General features: G+C 43.4%; 11 protein-coding genes and 1 other RNA gene. 5 read left to right on the plus strand and 7 right to left on the minus strand.

The window, feature by feature from the left end:
- The first annotated feature begins 193 nt into the window (after positions 1 to 193).
- Positions 194 to 4,144 carry a filamentous hemagglutinin N-terminal domain-containing protein gene (locus BJP34_RS37970; RefSeq protein WP_083305457.1) on the plus strand — a complete coding sequence of 1,317 codons (3,951 nt, stop codon included), beginning with the start codon at positions 194 to 196 and terminating at the stop codon, positions 4,142 to 4,144.
- A gap of 267 nt (positions 4,145 to 4,411) precedes the next feature.
- A complete protein-coding gene (locus tag BJP34_RS44955; RefSeq protein WP_158517580.1) occupies positions 4,412 to 9,100 on the plus strand; it encodes a filamentous hemagglutinin N-terminal domain-containing protein in 4,689 nt (1,562 codons plus the stop codon).
- Positions 9,101 to 9,102: 2 nt separating this feature from the next.
- Here the strand turns inward: BJP34_RS44955 and BJP34_RS49695 are convergent, their stop codons facing one another.
- Both BJP34_RS49695 and BJP34_RS32055 read right to left on the minus strand, forming a co-directional pair.
- A complete protein-coding gene (locus BJP34_RS49695) occupies positions 9,103 to 9,237 on the minus strand; it encodes a hypothetical protein (RefSeq protein WP_267876418.1) in 135 nt (44 codons plus the stop codon).
- Positions 9,238 to 9,552: 315 nt separating this feature from the next.
- Complete coding sequence (locus BJP34_RS32055; RefSeq protein WP_070395831.1) at positions 9,553 to 10,428, minus strand: shikimate dehydrogenase; 876 nt, start codon at positions 10,426 to 10,428, stop codon at positions 9,553 to 9,555.
- Positions 10,429 to 10,938: 510 nt separating this feature from the next.
- Between BJP34_RS32055 and BJP34_RS32060 the strand changes: the two genes are divergently transcribed.
- The 3 genes from BJP34_RS32060 to BJP34_RS32070 all read left to right on the plus strand — a co-directional run bounded on the left by BJP34_RS32060 (position 10,939) and on the right by BJP34_RS32070 (position 14,050).
- Positions 10,939 to 12,462 carry a serine/threonine-protein kinase gene (locus BJP34_RS32060; protein ID WP_070396991.1) on the plus strand — a complete coding sequence of 508 codons (1,524 nt, stop codon included), beginning with the start codon at positions 10,939 to 10,941 and terminating at the stop codon, positions 12,460 to 12,462.
- Between the two features lie 273 nt (positions 12,463 to 12,735).
- Positions 12,736 to 13,098 (plus strand): hypothetical protein, encoded by a 363-nt coding sequence (locus BJP34_RS32065; protein ID WP_070395832.1) that lies wholly within the window; start codon positions 12,736 to 12,738, stop codon positions 13,096 to 13,098.
- Between the two features lie 277 nt (positions 13,099 to 13,375).
- Entirely contained in the window at positions 13,376 to 14,050 is a 675-nt protein-coding gene (locus tag BJP34_RS32070) for a hypothetical protein (protein ID WP_149031288.1), read from the plus strand.
- Positions 14,051 to 14,067: 17 nt separating this feature from the next.
- On the opposite strand, the gene BJP34_RS49700 is transcribed toward BJP34_RS32070, so the two are convergent.
- The 5 genes from BJP34_RS49700 to BJP34_RS32095 form a co-directional block, all read right to left on the minus strand.
- The gene (locus BJP34_RS49700) at positions 14,068 to 14,196 is read right to left on the minus strand and encodes a hypothetical protein (protein ID WP_267876419.1); all 129 of its coding nucleotides are present in this window, start codon (positions 14,194 to 14,196) and stop codon (positions 14,068 to 14,070) included.
- A 114-nt stretch (positions 14,197 to 14,310) separates the two neighbouring features.
- An RNA gene (gene ffs, locus BJP34_RS32075) (signal recognition particle sRNA small type) lies at positions 14,311 to 14,407 on the minus strand.
- A 56-nt stretch (positions 14,408 to 14,463) separates the two neighbouring features.
- Positions 14,464 to 14,916, minus strand: coding sequence for a hypothetical protein (locus BJP34_RS32080; protein WP_070395834.1), 453 nt, complete (start codon positions 14,914 to 14,916; stop codon positions 14,464 to 14,466).
- Positions 14,917 to 15,716: 800 nt separating this feature from the next.
- Positions 15,717 to 17,576 carry a biosynthetic-type acetolactate synthase large subunit gene (gene ilvB, locus BJP34_RS32085; RefSeq protein ID WP_202972044.1) on the minus strand — a complete coding sequence of 620 codons (1,860 nt, stop codon included), beginning with the start codon at positions 17,574 to 17,576 and terminating at the stop codon, positions 15,717 to 15,719.
- 792 nt (positions 17,577 to 18,368) lie between these two features.
- On the minus strand, positions 18,369 to 18,731 hold the full coding sequence (locus tag BJP34_RS32095; protein ID WP_070395837.1) for an STAS/SEC14 domain-containing protein: 363 nt from the start codon (positions 18,729 to 18,731) through the stop codon (positions 18,369 to 18,371).
- Positions 18,732 to 18,812: the final 81 nt, after the last annotated feature.

Below are 18,812 nucleotides of genomic sequence, written 5' to 3' on the forward strand. Positions count from 1 at the left end.
ATGCTTCGCTTTTTTACAGATGGGGACCAACGGGGGCTTGGATGTAGCAAATGATACTTCTCAGACAACCTCTAATTTAGCTAATGATTAACCGAATAATTAAGATTAGTTAAGTTAAAAGTATTTAAATTTTTAGAAGGTAAAATCTGTTATATAATTTGCCAATAATACCATTTGATTGGTTAGAAAGCTCATGGCTGTTGGTGCATGTTTAGAATTAAGGGTAATTTGCCTAACCACATGTTTGGTTTGGGGTTTTTCTGCTCCAGTTTTAGCTGACATTACTCCCGATGAGAGCTTGGGAAATGAAGGGTCAAGGGTAACTCCTAATGTACAGGTCAAGGGGTCGCTGGCAGATTTAATTGAAGGTGGAGCAACTCGTGGGGAGAATTTGTTCCATAGTTTTGCTGACTTTAATGTAGGAGAACTGCAACGGGTTTATTTTGCTAATCCCTCTGGGATTGAGAATATTTTAACACGAGTAACCGGCAGTAATCTATCGAATATTCAAGGCACTTTGGGAGTAGATGGTGCAGCGAATTTGTTTTTGCTAAATACCAATGGGATTGTGTTTGGAGCCAAGGCGAGATTAGATGTAGCTGGTTCGTTTTTCGCCTCTACTGCCAATAGTTTGGTGTTTGGTGATGGGCAGGAGTTTAGTGCCACATCCTATCAAGCCCCGCCACTGTTAACGATTAATATCACCCCAGGATTGCAGTATGGCAAATATGACCCCAGGAGCACAATTACCAATGCTGGGAATTTAGCAGTAGGACAAGATTTAACCCTAGCCGCTGGCAACTTGGATTTACAGGGTCAACTGGAGGCTGGGAGGAATTTGACTCTGTTCGGACAAGATAGAGTCACGATTAGAGATAGTGTAGCGCAACCCTTTATCGCGTACTCTGGTGGCTTGCTGCTAATTCAGGGGAATCAGTCAATTAATATTGCAGCCCATAACCATGTCCTAAGTGGTTTATTTGCTGGTTCTGATTTACAGTTGCGTACGCATAATCCGGTAACCGGGAATGCTCACTATACCGCTGGCGGAAGTGTCAGCATCGAACAGTTGGATGGGTTACCGGGCAATTTAGTCAGTACCGATGATCCGATTATTCTGACTAATGGAGATGTCAGTTTAGGAAACTATACCGGAGCATCACTCCATATTTTGGCAGGAGGGAGTGTCAGGCTTGGTGATGTTGAGATTAACTCTACCGATACAGCGGATAATGCCATTAGTCCTAATAACTCCAATCCCTTCTTGGCTAGTCTGGCTAATGTGACCTTGTCGGATCAAGCTGGAACCTCTGTAGTAATTGATGGCAGTAACAAACCTACCCTAGATATCCGTGCTGGCATAGATTGGACATTACTCGGCGGTTTTCCAGGAAATACTGATAGTAGTAACTTAGGGTCTAACTTTGAGACTGCTGCTACTGGTGCGGATATTACCATTGGTGACATCTCGATTAATGCTCCGAATGGACTGGTATTGTTAACCAATCAGTATCAAGCTAACCCATCGTTAGTGAGTGAAACCCTTAAAATTAGTTCACTTCTAACTGGTGACGGCACCATAGCCAACGATAACGGTACTGTAGATAAGACTAACCAGAGGTTTTCAGGAAATGGTGGCGAGGTCTTTATTGATTATCGAGGCGGGATTGAAATAAGCGATTCGGCTAAGCCGACCCTACGCGATCGCATTGATGCCTCTTCCGCTTCTGGTAAAGCAGGGGATATTACCGTGGTTACAAATGATGAACTATCCCTTGACAACAGTTTCATTATTAGCAATACCTTTGGTACCGAAAAAGGTGGGGATATCACTATCGATACTGGCTCCCTCTTTGCCAGAAACGGTGCTCAGATCGAAACCAGTACCTTTGGTCAAGCTGATGCTGGAAAAGTGACCATTATTGCTGATGACACAGTCACCTTTGAAGGGAATTCGGACAATCCTAACACTACTACTGGAATTGTCAACAACATAGAAAAAGACGCTATCGGTAATAGTGGTGGTATTTCCATTACCACAGGCTCTTTGTTTATGAATGATGCTTCCTTGCAGTCGAGGATCAAAGGACAGGGAAATGGTGGAGATGTAACAATTATTGCTGATGATCAAGTTATCGTTGACAAGAACAATAACTCGATTGTGACCAAAGTGGATTTTTCCGTAATCGGCAGCGCAGGAGATATATCGATTGATGCGGAATCAGTCACTATCAAAAATGGTGCTAGACTCGTAGCTGACACCCTCGGACAAGGAAATTCGGGCAATATATCTGTAACAGCTCGGGATACAGTTACCATTGACGGGGTAGCAAGTAATGATAGAGTAGCCAGCGGTTTGCGCTCTCGGGTCGGTCAGGATAAAGTAGACCAAAACGATAGCAACCAATCACAAGCTGAAGGTGGTCGTGGCAATATCACCATCAAGGCAAAGTCAGTTTTTGTGACCAATGGTGGTCAATTAAGTACTGATATCAATGACCAAGGAAATCCTGACAAGACCGATGAAAATGGTGCCAACATATCAATTATTGCTGAGGATGAGGTTATATTTGATGGGGGTGCTACTAATGAAAACGGTAATTCATTTTCAAGTATTATCTTCACTCGAGTTACAGCTGAAGCAGAGGGCAACGGTGGCAAGGTATTGATTAAAGCTGGGTCAGTTTCGTTTACTAACGGTGCTCTGATAATTTCCGAAACCAAGGGTAGAGGAAACGGGGGTGATGTGGAAATAATAGCTCGCGATCGCGTTTTATTTGACGGAATCAGGGAGCTGAGTCCAGTAAATCGTTCAGTAAATAGTGGTATAGTTAGTGATGTTCAAGCCCAGGGTAAGGGGGATGCTGGCGATATCAGGATCACAGTTACAGAAGGTTCATTGGCCATTACTGAAGGTGCCAGGTTAGCTTCTGTTACTAAAGGCAAGGGGGATGGTGGGGATGTGATCATTACGGTTCGTGATCAGTTTTTAATAGACGGAGTGGACATTAAAGACAGATCTAGTCGGATCTTGACTGGTGTCAATCCTCAGTCAACAGGGGGCAACGGTGGTAAGATTGAAATTGAGGCTAAATCTATTTCAGTGACTGATAGTGCCAGGCTAAATGCTAGCACGAAGGGCAATGGCAGAGGTGGAGATATTATATTAACTGCCAATACACTAACTGTTAATGATGGACTCATTGCCAGCGCTGCAGAAGAGAAAGCTACTGGTCAAGCTGGTAAGATCACAATTGATACTGATTCCCTGAAGGTTGAAGATGGAGGGAAAATAACAGTCAGAAGTGAGAAAGGGATAGCAGGGAATCTGGAAATTACGGCTAATTCGCTGTTGCTTAACGGCGGAAAACTTTTAGCTGAAACTCAACTGAATAGAGGCGAAGAGGGAGCGAATATCACACTAAACGTATCAGACTGGATAGTGATGCTTAACGAAAGCCTCATCTCCGCAGAGGCTTTAGATGAAGCTACGGGTGGCAACATTGATATTGATACCAACCTCTTAATTGCCTTTCCCCCAACTGGTCCTAATGGTAGCGATATCATAGCCAAAGCTGAAGATGGTCAAGGCGGTGAGATCACCATTGATGCGGAAGATGTCCGCCTGATTGAGGAGCGCAGAGCCATGCCAGGCAATGGCACTAATGATATTGATGCTAGTTCTGACTCTGGTACACAAGGAATAGTGACCATCAATACGGGCAATATTGACCCATCTCGGGGATTAAATCAACTACCAATTAATTTAACTGACCCATCATCACTGATTGTTGCTAGCTGTCCGAGAAGTGGGAAAATCTCAGTCGATGAACTTGGTGAATTTATTGTTACTGGACGCGGTGGCATTCCGGCTAGTCCCTTCGACCCGATTATTGGTCAAACCATCATTGCTGATTGGGTGACTCTTGATGATCAAACCCTTACGGAAATTGATCACAATCTTGATAACAATCAGACCTTAGCTCCCTCCACCGAAAAGAATTCTAAGCCAAAACGGATTGTAGAAGCTCAAGGCTGGATGACGGGTCCCGATGGTACGATCATTCTCACCTCTTTCCCTACCGATACCACTAGCCCACCCAAGCCTTGGTATCACTATTTCTCTTGCCGGGATTTAAATTAAGCTGTTCAGCATTTAGATTGGAATACCATTATTTATCAAAGAGAAAGGGAAACAGGGGATCACCGGAACAGAGAATATGTAATCAGCAAGTTAAATTAACATCAGCAGTGTAAAGTGTGAAATGACTTAGCTAATGATTTAGCTAATGATTTACTTAATAAGTAACCGAATAATTAAGATTAGTTAAGTTAACAGGATTGAAATTTTTAGAAGGTAAAATCTGTTATATAATTGGCCAATAATACCATTTGATTGGTTAGAAAGCTTATGGCTGTTGGTGCTTGTTTAGAATTAAGGATAATTCGCCTAACCACATGTTTGGCTTGGGGGTTTTCTGGTCCAGTTTTAGCTGAGATGACTCCCGATGGCAGCTTGGGAAATGAAGGGTCAAGGGTAACTCCTAATGTACAGGTCAAGGGGTCGCTGGCAGATTTAATTGAAGGTGGAGCAACTCGTGGGGAGAATTTGTTCCATAGTTTTGCGGAATTTAATGTAGGAGAACTGCAACGGGTTTATTTTGCTAATCCCTCGGGAATTCAGAGGATATTAACACGAGTAACCGGCAGTAATCTATCGAATATTCAAGGCACTTTGGGAGTAGATGGTGCAGCAAATTTGTTTTTGCTCAATCCCAATGGTATTGTGTTTGGAGCCAAGGCCAGATTAGATGTAGCTGGTTCGTTTTTCGCGTCTACTGCCAATAGTTTGGTATTTGGTGATGGCCAGGAGTTTAGTGCCACATCCCCAGAAGCCCCGCCACTGTTAACGATTAATATCACCCCAGGATTGCAGTATGGCAAATATGACCCCAGGACAACGATTACCAATGCTGGGAATTTAGCCGTAGGACAAGATTTAACCCTAGCCGCTGGCAACTTGGATTTACAGGGTCAACTGAATGCTGGTAGGAATTTGACTCTGTTTGGAGAAGATACAGTCAGCATCAGGGATAGTGTAGCGCAACCCTTTATCGCGTACTCTGGTGGCTTACTGCTAATTCAGGGTAATCAGTCCATTGATATTGCGGCCCATAACCATACCGATAGTGGTTTATTCGCTGGTAGTGATTTACAGTTGCGTACGCATAATCCGGTAACCGGGAATGCTCACTATACCGCTGGCGGAAGTGTCAGCATCGAACAGTTGGATGGGTTACCGGGCAATTTAGTTAGTACTGATGATCCGATTATTCTGACTAATGGGGATGTGAGTTTAGGAAACTATACCGGAGCGTCACTCCATATTTTGGCAGGAGGGAGTGTCAGCGTTGGTGATGTTGAGATTAACTCTACCGATACAGCTGATAATGCGATTAGCCCTAATAACTCCAATCCCTTCTTGGCTAGTCTGGCTAATGTGACCTTGTCGGATCAAGCTCGAAGGTCTGTAGTGATTGATGGCAGTAACAAACCTACCCTAGATATCCGTGCTGGCATAGATTGGACATTACTGGGGGGTTTACCAGGAAATACTGATAGTGGCAACTTAGGGTCTAACCTTGGGACGGCTGCTACTAGTGCGGATATCGAAATTGGTGAGATTAAGATTAATGCTCCGAATGGATTGGTATTGTTAACCAATCAGTATCAAGCTAACTCATCGTTAGTGAGTGAAACCCTGAAAATTAGTTCAATTCTGACTGGAGACGGTACCATAGCCAACGATAACGGTAAGGTAGATAAGACTAACCAGAGGTTTTCAGGAAATGCTGGTGAGGTGATTATTGATTATCGAGGCAGGATTGAAATAAGCGATTCGGCTTCGCCGACGCTACGCGAACGCATTGATGCCTCTTCCGCTTCTGGTGAAGCAGGGGATATTACCGTGGTTACAAACGATCAACTATCCCTTGACGGAAGTTTTATTATTAGCAACACCTTTGGCAAAGAAAAAGGTGGGGATATCAAGATCGATACTGGCTCCCTCTTTGCCACTGACGGTGCTCAGATCGAAACCAGTACCTTTGATGAAGCAGATGCCGGGAAAATTACCATTGTTGCTGATGACACAGTCACCTTTGAAGGGTTTAAAGGTAAATCTGAAGGCGAAAAGGAGAGAGTAAATAATCGCACTGGCATACTCAACATTATCAGAGAAAGGGCTACCGGTAATAGCGGTGGCATTTCCATTACCACAGGTTCTTTATTTGTTAACGGTGGCGCTCAACTGCAAGCCAGAGTTGGAGACATAGATCTACAGGGGACAGGTAGGTTAAAAAAGTCTAAGGGGGACTCGGGCGATATCAATATTTTTGCGAGGGATACAGTTTCCTTTAGGGGTCGTGGTGCCGTCACTAGTGTCGAGGGACAAGGTACTGGTACTGCTGGTGATATTAATATCCAGGCTAGGTCAGTTTCTGTAACCAATACCTCCCTACAGTCCAACCTAATCGGACGGGGAAGTGGTGGCAGTGTCAACATTCGTGCTAGTGATTCAATCATCTTGGATGGAGGCCAAAACTCTATCCTGACTCGGGTTAATCGAAGTGGTAAAGCTGATGATGGCAAGAACGGTGGTGGAAATGTCGATATTGAAACTCGGTCACTTTATCTAACTAACGGTGCTCGAATAGTTGCCTCTACATTCGGAAAAGGAAACGCAGGTAACGTAACAATTAAAGTAGCAGAGGACATAGTTTTTGATGGGGTAAATAATAAAGATCAGACGATAGCCAGCGGTGTTTTAAGTGAGGTAAAGCAAGGTGCTATAGGAAATGGCGGTAAGGTTGAGATTAAGGCTAACTCTATTTCCATCACCAATAGGGCAAAATTGGATTCGAGTACTGCTGGGGTAGGTAATGCGGGACCGATAACTATCTCAACAAATCAGCTCACCCTCACAGACGGGGGTCAAATTTCTGCTGCTACTTCCAGCACAGGGAATCTTGGGGACAACATAGGTAATGCAGGACCGATAACTATCTCAACAAATCAGCTCACCCTCCGAGACCGGGGTGAGATTTCTGCTGCTACGTTTGGTCCAGGAAATGCTGGGAACATATCTGTCAAAGCAGCTGACTCAGTTGTTCTCACCAATGACAGTAATATCTTGAGTGAAGTAAGGGCTACAAGTAGTGGTAATGGTGGCCAGATTGAGATTTGGACTGACTCCCTATCCCTCAGCAACGGGAGCACTATTGCAACCCGTACCCAAGGATTTAACCCAGTCAGGCTAGTGCAACAAGTACTGGATGATCCTGACACAACCTATAACGAAGCAGTGCTGGGTGATAACCCAATCGTCTACTGGAGTCTTGATGAAACTAGTGGCTCAACAGCTTTTAATGCTACTGGCAATGGCTTCAACGGTACCTATAAAGGTGTAACTCAGGGTGTTCCAGGGATATCCGGTACAGCAGGAGAATTTAATGGCAAGAATGATACTGCTGTGGATATAGGTACTGTTCAATCAGGTTCAGATTTAGATATCTCCAATCAATCCTTTACTGTAGAAGCCTGGATAAAGCCAAACAAAATTGGAAAAAGACAAGCCTATTTCGGGATACAAAACGAAGATCAAAAGATACGTAGTGACAATGACAAAAGTAATAGTCTATATTTCAGATTGAACGAGAACGCTTCTGTTCGTTTCGGTGATTTTCCCAATGATTTGGAAACACCAGAGAACATAATTAAAACAAATACTTGGTATCACGTTGTAGCTAGTTACGACAAAAGTTCCGATACTAACACTATTTTTGTCAATGGCAGGGAAATTAATCGCAATAATCAAGGTTTTTTTAATGGGGAAGACCCCCGTGTCTTGATCGGGCAGTGGACGAACTATAACAACTTAAACCAACCCTTCAATGGTGTCATTGATGAAGTAGCCGTCTACAACACAGCCCTATCTCCTGAAACAGTTGCCCAGCACTACCTGATCGGTCAGCGTAGCCTCGGCGCACCACTTGACATTGGTGAGAGTGGAGCCAATGCTGGGAAAATTAACATCCATGCTAATTCGATTACTATCTCTGGAGTTAGTCCCACTAATAATACTATTTCCAGTGGTTTACTCTCTGACAGCTCCGGCGAGTTAAGTGGTCAAGCCAGGGATATCACCATCAATACTGATTCCCTGAAAGTTGAAGATGGAGGAATAATAACTGTAACCAGTGACAACGGGGTAGCAGGAAATCTGGACATTACGGCTAATTCCCTGTTGCTCAACTACGGAAGACTAGAAGCTAAAACTGCCGAGACTGGGGAATCAGGAGCGAATATCACACTAGACGTATCAGACTGGATAGTGATGCTTAACGAAAGCCTAATCTCCGCAGAGGCTTCCGAGCAAGCTATGGGTGGCAACATTGATATTGATACCAACCTCTTAATTGCCTTTCCCCCAACTGGTAATGGTAGCGATATCATTGCCAAAGCTAAAGAAGGTCTAGGCGGTAAAATCACCATTGATGCCGAAGATGTCCGTCTGATTGAGGAGCGCACAGCCATGCCAGGCAATGGCTCTAATGATATCGATGCCAGTTCTGAGTCTGATCCAGGAATAGTGACCATCAATACGGGCAATCCTGAACCCCCTCGGGGATTAGATCAACTACCAAGCAATTTAACTGACCCATCATCACTGATTGTTGCTAGCTGTCCGAGAAGTGGAAAAATCTCAGTCGATGAACTCGGTGAATTTATTGTTACTGGACGCGGTGGCATTCCGGTTAGTCCCTTCGACCCGATTATTGGTCAAACCATCATTGCTGATTGGGTGACTCTTGATGATCAAACCCTTAGTGAAACTGATCACAATCTTGATAAGAATCAGACCTTAGCGCCATCGACCGAACACAATTCTATTCCACAGAATTCTCAGCGAAAACGGATTGTGGAAGCTCAAGGCTGGATGACGGGTCCCGATGGTACGATCATTCTCACCTCTTTCCCTACCGATACCACTAGCCCACCCAAGCCTTGGTATCACTATGTCTCTTGCCGGGATTTATAGCACTACGCCCAAGGCAAGAGGCAAGAGGCAAGAGGCAAGAGGCAAAAGGCATGAATGGTGACATACTCCCACACTGAATCAGAGATTACAGTGTGGGCTTCTTGCCAACTCCACCCAACGGTTCGGATACTCGGCAAGCTTTATTAACGACACGGGATGCCCCTCCGCGCCGGAACAATACAAAAATTCGATTTTTTTCGCGCTGTAAATAGCTGATAAACCAGCATTTAAGGCCTTTGGCCACGCTTCGCGAACGGCTTTGTTTATCAGTACATATATTATAGCATTCCATACATACCCTGTGCAAAATTCATCCCACACCTATGCTACGCATTAGGTGTGGGGCTTCTTTTGCCGGACAGCTAAAGTTTACTACCATAGCTTTTGCTGCTTGTATCAATGTCAAACACCTTAATGCGTTGTGCACTATAGCACAGCGCTATAAGTTTAAGCTAAGTTTTCAACAATCCCAATTTCTCCTGCAGAGCGTGACGCATAATATCCACTGGTGGAGTTTGTCCTAACCAAATTTTGAAAGCTGCTGCTCCCTGTTGCACCAGCATTTCCAATCCATCAATAGCGATCGCGCCCTGTTCTTTGGCTTGTCGTAAAAACTGAGTGGGATTAGGAGTGTAAATCAAGTCATAAGCGATCGCATTTTCCGGCAACCTGGCCATAGCTAGCTGATCCACAGGAGACTGCTCGACCTTGGGATACATTCCCACAGGAGTAGCATTAACCAACAAATTAGCTTGAGCCAGGAGTTCCGGTAGTTGTTCCCAAGGATGAGTATGAATAGTAATAGCAAGGTCAGACTTGATCCAGCTTTGCTTAAATTGACCTAACTTGTCCTGATTGCGACCAAGCACATGAATCTCAGTACAACCGAGTTGAGCACAACCGACTACTACGGCTCGTGCAGCACCACCACACCCCAAAATGACTACAGTAGTTTGACTCCAATCCCGGTTATACCGTTTCAACGGGGAGATAAATCCTTCGATATCGGTATTCGTACCAATCCAACCCTGATCGGTGCGATAAACAGTATTCACTGCTCCCACCCCTTTAGCCACTGTTGAAATTTCCGACAACAAGGGGATGATAGTCTGTTTGTGAGGAATAGTGATACTGAAGCCCACTAGACCAATCGCCTCAAAACCAGCGATCGCGTTTTTCAAATCTGCTGATTTTACCGGTAAAGCTAGGTAGACATAATCCACATCCAAGGATGCGATCGCTCGGTTATGCATCAGTGGTGATAACGAATGTTCCACTGGATCACCAATCACACCCAGTAACTTTGTTGTTCCTGTTATTTGCACCATCACCCTACTTCGAGCACATAAAGCGCTACGCCCATGGCATTGGCAAGAGGCAAGAGGCAAGAGGCAAGAGGCAAGAGGCAAGAGGCAAAGGTGCGCTTAACCCATTAAGAATTAAATTCGCCACGGGTCGCACCTAAAAGTTAACTGCGACAGCTTTTGCTGCTTGTATCAATGTCAAACACCTGAATGCGTAGTGCTATAAATTTTAATTTTAAGCCTGAAATAGTTAATAATTGCGAAATTGATCAATTCTTAAATATTTCTTATTAACTATTTCTGATTAAGTCTTATTAAGATTGCTTCCTTCGGTTGACAATTAATTAACAATTTGTTGACAATTCACCATCAACCGTCCACAATACTTACTCCAAGCCTCACATTTGAATGAACTATGATTTTTCTCATGGTGGCTAAAATAGATCATATCGAGCCAATTATAGTGCCAATTATAATACCAATTAACTAGGCAGCAACGGCATGAACCCAACTGGTATTCAAAAGAGTGGAGCCATGAATTCAATCACTTGTATGATATGTGAGCAAATCAATCCCAGTCGGGCAAGTTTTTGCTCTCGTTGTGGTGCCTCTCTACTTCCTTCCAGTAGCAGTCCCCTAGAGACTAATCTAAATAATACTAATCTAGACCATACTAATCTGGACAATACTAATGTAGACCATAGATTAGAGACTGGAAGCCGATTACGCGATCGCTACATTATTCAACGTACCTTAGGACAAGGGGGATTTGGCAAAACCTACCTGGCCAAAGACACTGGACGCTTTAATGAACTAGTAACCCTAAAAGAGCTGACTCCAAGAAACCAGGGCACCCATACCCTAGAAAAAGCGGAAGAACTATTTCAACGGGAAGCCACCATGCTGCACAAGCTTTCATCCCCCCAAATTCCCAGATTCTGGGAATTTTTTCGGGATGGCAAACGGTTGTTTCTCGTCCAAGACTACATTGAAGGAAAAACCTATCAAACTTTACTCGAAGAACGAGTAAGCAAAGGGGAACGGTTCAGCGAAACCGAGATTCTCCAACTGTTTCGGCAATTGCTCCCGGTCTTAAGCTACCTACACCAATTAGGCATAATTCACCGGGATATTGCTCCAGACAATATTATCCGTCGGGGTTCCGATGGAGTGCCAGTATTAATTGACTTGGGTGGTGTCAAACAAATTGCTCTAGAAGTCAATACTCCCGTAACCAGAGGTGCGACCCGTGGCGAATTTAATTCGCCAACGGAAAGCGCACCTGGGCAAAACTCTGCCATTTACGCTGGTGGGACTTGCCTAGGGAAAGTTGGCTATGCCCCTGATGAACAGCTACGCTTAGGGATTGCTGCTCCCCATAGTGACCTCTATGCTTTGGGAGTAACAGCACTAGTACTGATGACTGGTAAACAGCCCCAGGAACTGGTTGACCCTTATACCCTCAACTGGCGAACTGAAGAAGAACTAACCCTCTCTCCAGAGTTTAATCCTATTCTCTCTCGTTTGCTAGCATCCCAACCCTCTGAGCGATTCCAATCTGCTCAAGAGGTTCTAGAGCTGATTCAAACTGATGAGTCTGATGATTCTAAGGTTAGAGAAACAGAAATCAAGGGTACTGTAGCTGTAACTCCCCAGTCTAAATCCTACCCGCCACCGACTCCCATCAATAATTCCGGTTGCAAGCAAGTGTTTGACGAATCTGTTCCAGTGCCAGCAGAGATTCAAGGCTGGAACTGGGGTGCCTTTTGTTTACCAGGTTTGTGGTGTGTCACCAATCAAGTATGGATTGGACTGATTGCCTGGAGTGATCTATCGTTAGTGACTGGATTTCTGGCTTGGCCAGTGATGGGGATTATTCTGGGCATTAAAGGCAATGAGTGGGCATGGAAAAGTCGCCGTTGGAAGAGTATCAAAGCCTTTAAGCGCCATCAACGGGGTTGGGCAATCACATCCTTCGTCATTACTGGTATGATGGTTACCCTACTATTTTTATTTTTAGAGCTGATTCGTCAACTCGTACTAAACCTTGTAGGATAAGGCTTGCGTCAACATAGAACAATTGAACTATTTAATAGCTAAAAGACAATCATAGCAAGGCTTTCATACTTCTTAAGATTTACTTTACGAATTAGCTCTTAGTATTGTTTATTGGGATAGCCTCCCTAGTGCCGTGGTGAATCACCTATTGCTCAACTGTAGCATCCGTGTGTTTATTGCATCCGTGTGTTCAGTGGGTTCGATACTAGTTCCAGGTTAAGCCCAGGGGCATTGCTATTACTACCTACCATCACTATCTAAAGGAGAAGAAACATGACTAGCTTTCCTGCCTGGACTCAAATCATTGTCACCATGTCCGAATCACAAGTTTTTTACACAGAAGAAGTAACAGGCTATGACAGCATAAGCTTAGTTTTACCTGGGAAGCCCTTCGATCTCAGTCTTTCCTTAGATACCTATGAAGACGCGATCGAGATAATTTTTGAAATTTATCCAGACCAAAATGCTTACCGATTAAATATGCGTAACAAGCAGGAAGGAGTAGACCTCCAACAGAAAAGTACTGAAGAAAATTTAGATTTAACTGGATTAGACGCACGCCCAATTGGAACCTACAGTGATTTTTGCCGACATTTAGAAGAATTGTATGGAGTAGCTCAAGAAGTAGGTTGGTAATCAAAAAAGTAAAGGTTAAAGTTAAACTAGACTTACCTTTAACCTTTATAAATTACTGCTTACTAGATCATTCCATCTCAGAGGGTTTATGTAAGCAATCAGCCTATGAGCTACTTGAGATGCTACTTGAGGTGCAATCAGTAGTTATATCTAATAAAAAACAAAACTAACTAATAAAACTAACTAAAAACCCAAGCTAATCACTAGGTTTTACAGCTTGTCTTTTGACAATTTACCTGACCTGATATACACTACCATGGGCAATTTATCAAAGTCCATGGTTAAAACAAAAACTGTCGATCGGATGAGCAAGACCTTATTAAGTTACCGACCCAAAGAAATCCTACTTACCCCTCAGCACTTAGCACTATTGTCAGCACTTAGAACTATTTTTAGATTAGCATCAGCCAGTTTACTAACTATTAGCTTACTAGGTAGTGGTTGTGGAATGGCTAGCCATGAAGATCATGATTCTGAAAAGACCCATGCTCAGCTCCATGGTCATAAAACCGAAACCGGTAATCACCATAATAAAGAGATGGAGCATAATCACCATAATCACAAGGCTGGCAGCAGTAGTGACCATGGTGAAGGTATGGGTCATCATCATGGCACAATGGAAATCCCTTCTGGTCAACCTGTTCCAGATGTTGACATAGTGGTGTCTCCAGATCCGATGACAGGATGGAATTTAGAAATAAAGGTTTCTAACTTCCAATTTTCTCCCAAGAATGCTAGCAAAGCCCATCAACCAGGAGAAGGACATGGCCATCTATTCATCAATGGCAAAAAAATTACCAGGATTTACAGCAATTGGTATTATATTGGCAAGCTTGAACCTGGTAGAAATGAAATCACGGTTAGCTTAAATTCCAACAACCATCAGGATTTAGTTCATAATGGGGAAATGATTTCAGATACTGAAATTATCGAGGTGATCTCGAATAATTAGAGGATATTCCGTACTGGTTATGCTAGATCAAAAGTTTGGCACAGGGAGCAGGGACTTCGGAGCAGGGACTTCGGAGCAGAGAACAGGGAAGGGGTAACACAAGATAAAAGAGGGATGCATCGCTTTCGAGTAGTGTTTTCTGCCACTACTTCTCTCAATTCTTGTGATACCAGAAGCTAAAAAACCTGAATTTACCAACAACTGCAGCGAAGTTTATGGTTTTGTGGCTATGTATTGTGGATATTTTATGTGGCTACGAGAATGGCTCGGAGTCCACGCCTATCGTAAGCATCCCTTATTGCTGCTACCTTCCGGTCCTGACAAGGTTTGGGCGTTGCGATCGCGTCGATCCGAACCACATATTATAATAGCATGAATTTTTCAAAATGGGAAGGAATATCAATCCTCTTGATCTATTTCGCGAATATCCCCACCCCGTAATAGCATGAAGAGCTCACACAGTGGGGCATACCCACTTTAACCAGAAATTTCCCACTGCCGCGAGGGGTAACTTGAAGAATCGGATATTGACCATAGTCAGTATCATAGTCAAGGGTTTGGCCATTGTTATCATACAGACCTAGGTCAATATCGAGACAAGCATCATCACAAAAACTTACTAAGGTATAAGATTTACCAGCTTCTAGCTCCAGGGTAAATGCATCGACTTGGTTCCGGGAAAGTCTATTTACTACCGGTCGATGAGTTGGCATATACTCGCTGTTTCTTAAATACTGTGCTGCTGCGATTAATTTATTTTCAACTTGCCCCTGACGAGGAGAGCTAGCCAAACCAGCAGTGGGGGTGAATAGTAAGCTACTAGCTAGGAGAGCTAGGCCATTCCGAACTATCTTAGTATTAATCATATACAATAGCAATAAGCGCTTGAATTAATTAATGTTGACTTAAGAGTAATTTTTAGTTAGATCAATTTTTAGCAATGCCTGAAAGCAATAAATATTACCGTTTGGGAATTGATAATAATTTGCTTATGTTTTGATTATCGGAGACTAATGTATGGGATAACGTATACGAATGTATAACTTATGTATGATTACACTCAACTATGACCAATCTGGCAGGTAGTTTAGGATTAGCTAATGCGCTACGCGCACGGGAACGCGAACAGCTAATGCGCTACAGATGGTGCTACAGATGGTGCTATAGCTTTTGTATTTGAGATGTAAACCTGTATGGTCTTTTTTTATTGGACAATAAAACTCCGGATATAGTACTACTCATTAAGCTTAGGACATTGATAAAAGCTGAAAAGCTGTTTTAGTAAGCTTTTGCCTTTTGCCTCTTGCCTCTTGCCTGGCGCGTAGCGCTATATCTTACAGCTCTGCTATGTATGCCTCTTGACTTTTTCCTTTTCCTGCAATAGGTGGGTGTGTTAACAACCCAGAACCAAACGGTATATAAGTGATTAAACTAACCAATAATAATTACTATTTAACCTACGATACTTACCAAAAAAAAATACTCCGCTGGTGAGCGAAGTAAGTCAGGTTAAAGGAGCAATGATCAGCTTTGCTGAACTCAGGAATGATATGAATTAGACTTGGCTAGTTAGCCAATAGTGAATTACCAATTATCCATTACTATCGATTACTATTATCCAGTACCCATTACCGGAAATAATCCCATTAATCAGCAACGCCAAAGATTAAAGCTTGGTGCCGCACTCAGGACAAAAATTGTTACTTGCTACATTCTTGGCACCACAGTTACTGCAATAGATTAGCTCCGTAGCATTCTTGAGTAATGGTTTTTCTGGTAAACCGATCATTTGGGCATTACTCTTACCAGGGGCTACCATTGGGTAACAATTCTCGTCTTTAGTTACATGAACATCTAACAAGACAGGACCATCGTAGGCTAGCATTTGTGCGATCGCATCCTGTAGTTCATCCCGACTAGTAACTATCATGCCCTTAACCCCGTAAGCCTCAGCCAGTTGCACAAAATCCGGCATCCCGACTTCCATATTTGACGAGGAATAACGCTGCCCATAGAAGGCTTGTTGCCACTGACGCACCATTCCTTGCCAACCGTTGTTAATAATCACGGTCTTAACATTGATGCCATATTGGGCGAGGGTACCCAGTTCCTGGATATTCATCTGAATACTGGCATCACCCGCAATACAAATCACTTGCTGATCTCGGAATGCTACCTGGACTCCCATGGCTGCTGGCATGCCATAGCCCATGGTTCCCAATCCCCCACTGGAAATCCACTGGCGCGGTCCATTATTAAGAAATTGCGCTGCCCACATCTGATGTTGACCGACATCCGTGGTGTAGTAAGCCTTAGGTGCTTGACGCCCGACCTCTACAATTACTTCTTGGGGAGATAGACTATCGGGGTATTCAGGCACCTGCAAGGGATAGTCCTGACGCCAACGGTTAATCCGTGCTAGCCACTCCTGGGTTTGATTAGGTTCTGCTGAGATATTCATTTCCTGGTAACGGCGCAACATATCTTGCAAAACCCGGCGCACATCCCCTACAATCGGTACTTGGGGAGAGCGGTTTTTCCCAACCTCAGCGGGATCAATGTCGATGTGAATCACTTGAGCGTGACAGGCAAACTGATCTAGTTTTCCGGTCACCCGGTCATCAAACCGTGTCCCTACAGCAATCAGTAAGTCACACTCACTAACCGCAAAGTTAGCATAGGCGGTACCATGCATCCCCAGCATTTTTACCGATAGGGGATGGGATTCATCAAATGCTCCCTTACCCATCAACGTCGTAGTTACCGGAATTTGGAAGATTTCTGCTAGTTGGCGCAGTTCATCATGGGCACTAGCAGCAATGGTTCCGCCACCAACGTAAAGCAGTGGTCGTCGTGCTTGCCGAATTAAATTTAGGGCTTGGTTAATTTGGCGGGGATTGCCCTTTAGTGTTGGACGATAGCCCACCAACTTGAGTTGATTAGCTTCCAGAGGTACGTAGTCACATTCCTCTAAACCCACGTCTTTGGGTATGTCAATCAGGACTGGTCCAGGACGTCCGGTGCTAGCGATGTGGAAAGCTTCGGCAACAATCCGCGCCATATCAGCCGGGTCACGCACCACATAAGAGTGTTTGACAACGGGCAAGGTAATCCCAAAGATATCGGTTTCCTGGAAGGCATCAGAACCAATAGCAGCACGGGCGACTTGACCGGTTACACAAATTAGGGGAATTGAGTCCATGTGAGCAGTAGCTATACCGGTAACTAGGTTAGTGGCTCCCGGACCAGATGTAGCAAAACAGACACCGACTTTGCCAGTAGCACGGGCATAACCATCAGCCGCGTGGGATGCTCCTTGCTCGTGTCGGACTAGGATGTGCTGTATTTTACCAGCATCTTCCCAGTGGTATAGTTCGTCATAGATAGGTAGAATTGCTCCACCGGGATAGCCGAAGATATGGGTCACACCGTGACGGTGGAGACTATCCATTAGAGCAAATGCTCCTGTGCGGCGAGTGGGGGTAGTTGATGAGGCTGGGGTTGTTGAGATTACTTGGGATTGCACGCTTATCACCTCTAGTGGTAGATCAGGTCTTTTGGTGCGACCTGTGGCCAATTAAATTCGCCAAGGTCAAGAACACCTATGCTGTTAATGGTGTTAGATTGCTGATAATAGCTGAGCAGAATTTTAGAATAACTGTTAATTGTACTACAGTACGGGTTTTGTATTTCAGTTTACTCTTAATATATGGAAGTGTCCAGACAACTTGGCAGTATTTTTACTTTGAGCACTCTGGGTCTAGTTATCAGCTAGAAGCATAAAATAGATAAATCAGTATACGATTGTATGCCAGTGGTAACTCTAACTAGTTATGCTTTAGGAAAAATTTATAATTTATCGTATTATTTTTTTTTAGTGCTAAATAATTCCAACTGGCATCAAGTTTCAAATTTATATTTGAGGGAATCGGGAATAGTAATACTATTTGATTATTTTAATACACTTAAAATTAATTTATATAAATTACGATATTTTTTTTAATGTTAATATGTTTCAGGTAAACTTCGTTGAAAAATGACATAGTAAAAACAAAAAACATAAATAAAATCATTTTTTTTGTCTTTACTATTGCCTATTGTTTCTTGCATTATTTAATTTTTTTTATAGTCAAAAAAATAGACTATACTTTACCACTCCTAAATAAATTGTGATAAGAATTGTTCCCTGTTCCCAGATCCGCTGTTCCCTGTTCCCTTTGATATTGATTTATCAGACATTGCCAGGGAGATGAATATCCAAATCTGCCATCAAGAGGTGCGACCCGTGGCGAATTTAATTCGCCTACGGAAAGCGCACCTATGTGCTTAAGGATATTTGGGGTAAACGAGCTAATTCTGCCATGGCTTCGACACGTTTAGCTTCGATGGTTTCCACTTGATCACTTAAAGCCAAAAGTTCGCTATACTGACCAGGTGTCAGCATCTCCATTCTTCGTTTTTGAATCAGTTCATCGTAGCGGTTTTGAATGTCTGCTGGTACACCTTGATTAATAGTAATTAGCAACCTAGCCTGATCTGAAGAAAGGCTGGGGGCTTTGCGTTGTGCCTGGAGGGATATGATGTATGCTCCAACTTTCTCTAGTTCAGATAAACTGAGTTGTTCAACAGCTCTAAGTAATTGCTCGTAGGATAGCTGAGCTTCGACTTTAAGATTTCCCATTGGTTGTTAGTCGATTTGAATGCTTATTTAATTATAAAAAAATAGGAGCGAAGCCTTGGGATAAAGCTAAACACTCCAAGC

This window comes from Moorena producens PAL-8-15-08-1 (genome assembly GCF_001767235.1).
Lineage (GTDB): Bacteria > Cyanobacteriota > Cyanobacteriia > Cyanobacteriales > Coleofasciculaceae > Moorena > Moorena producens_A.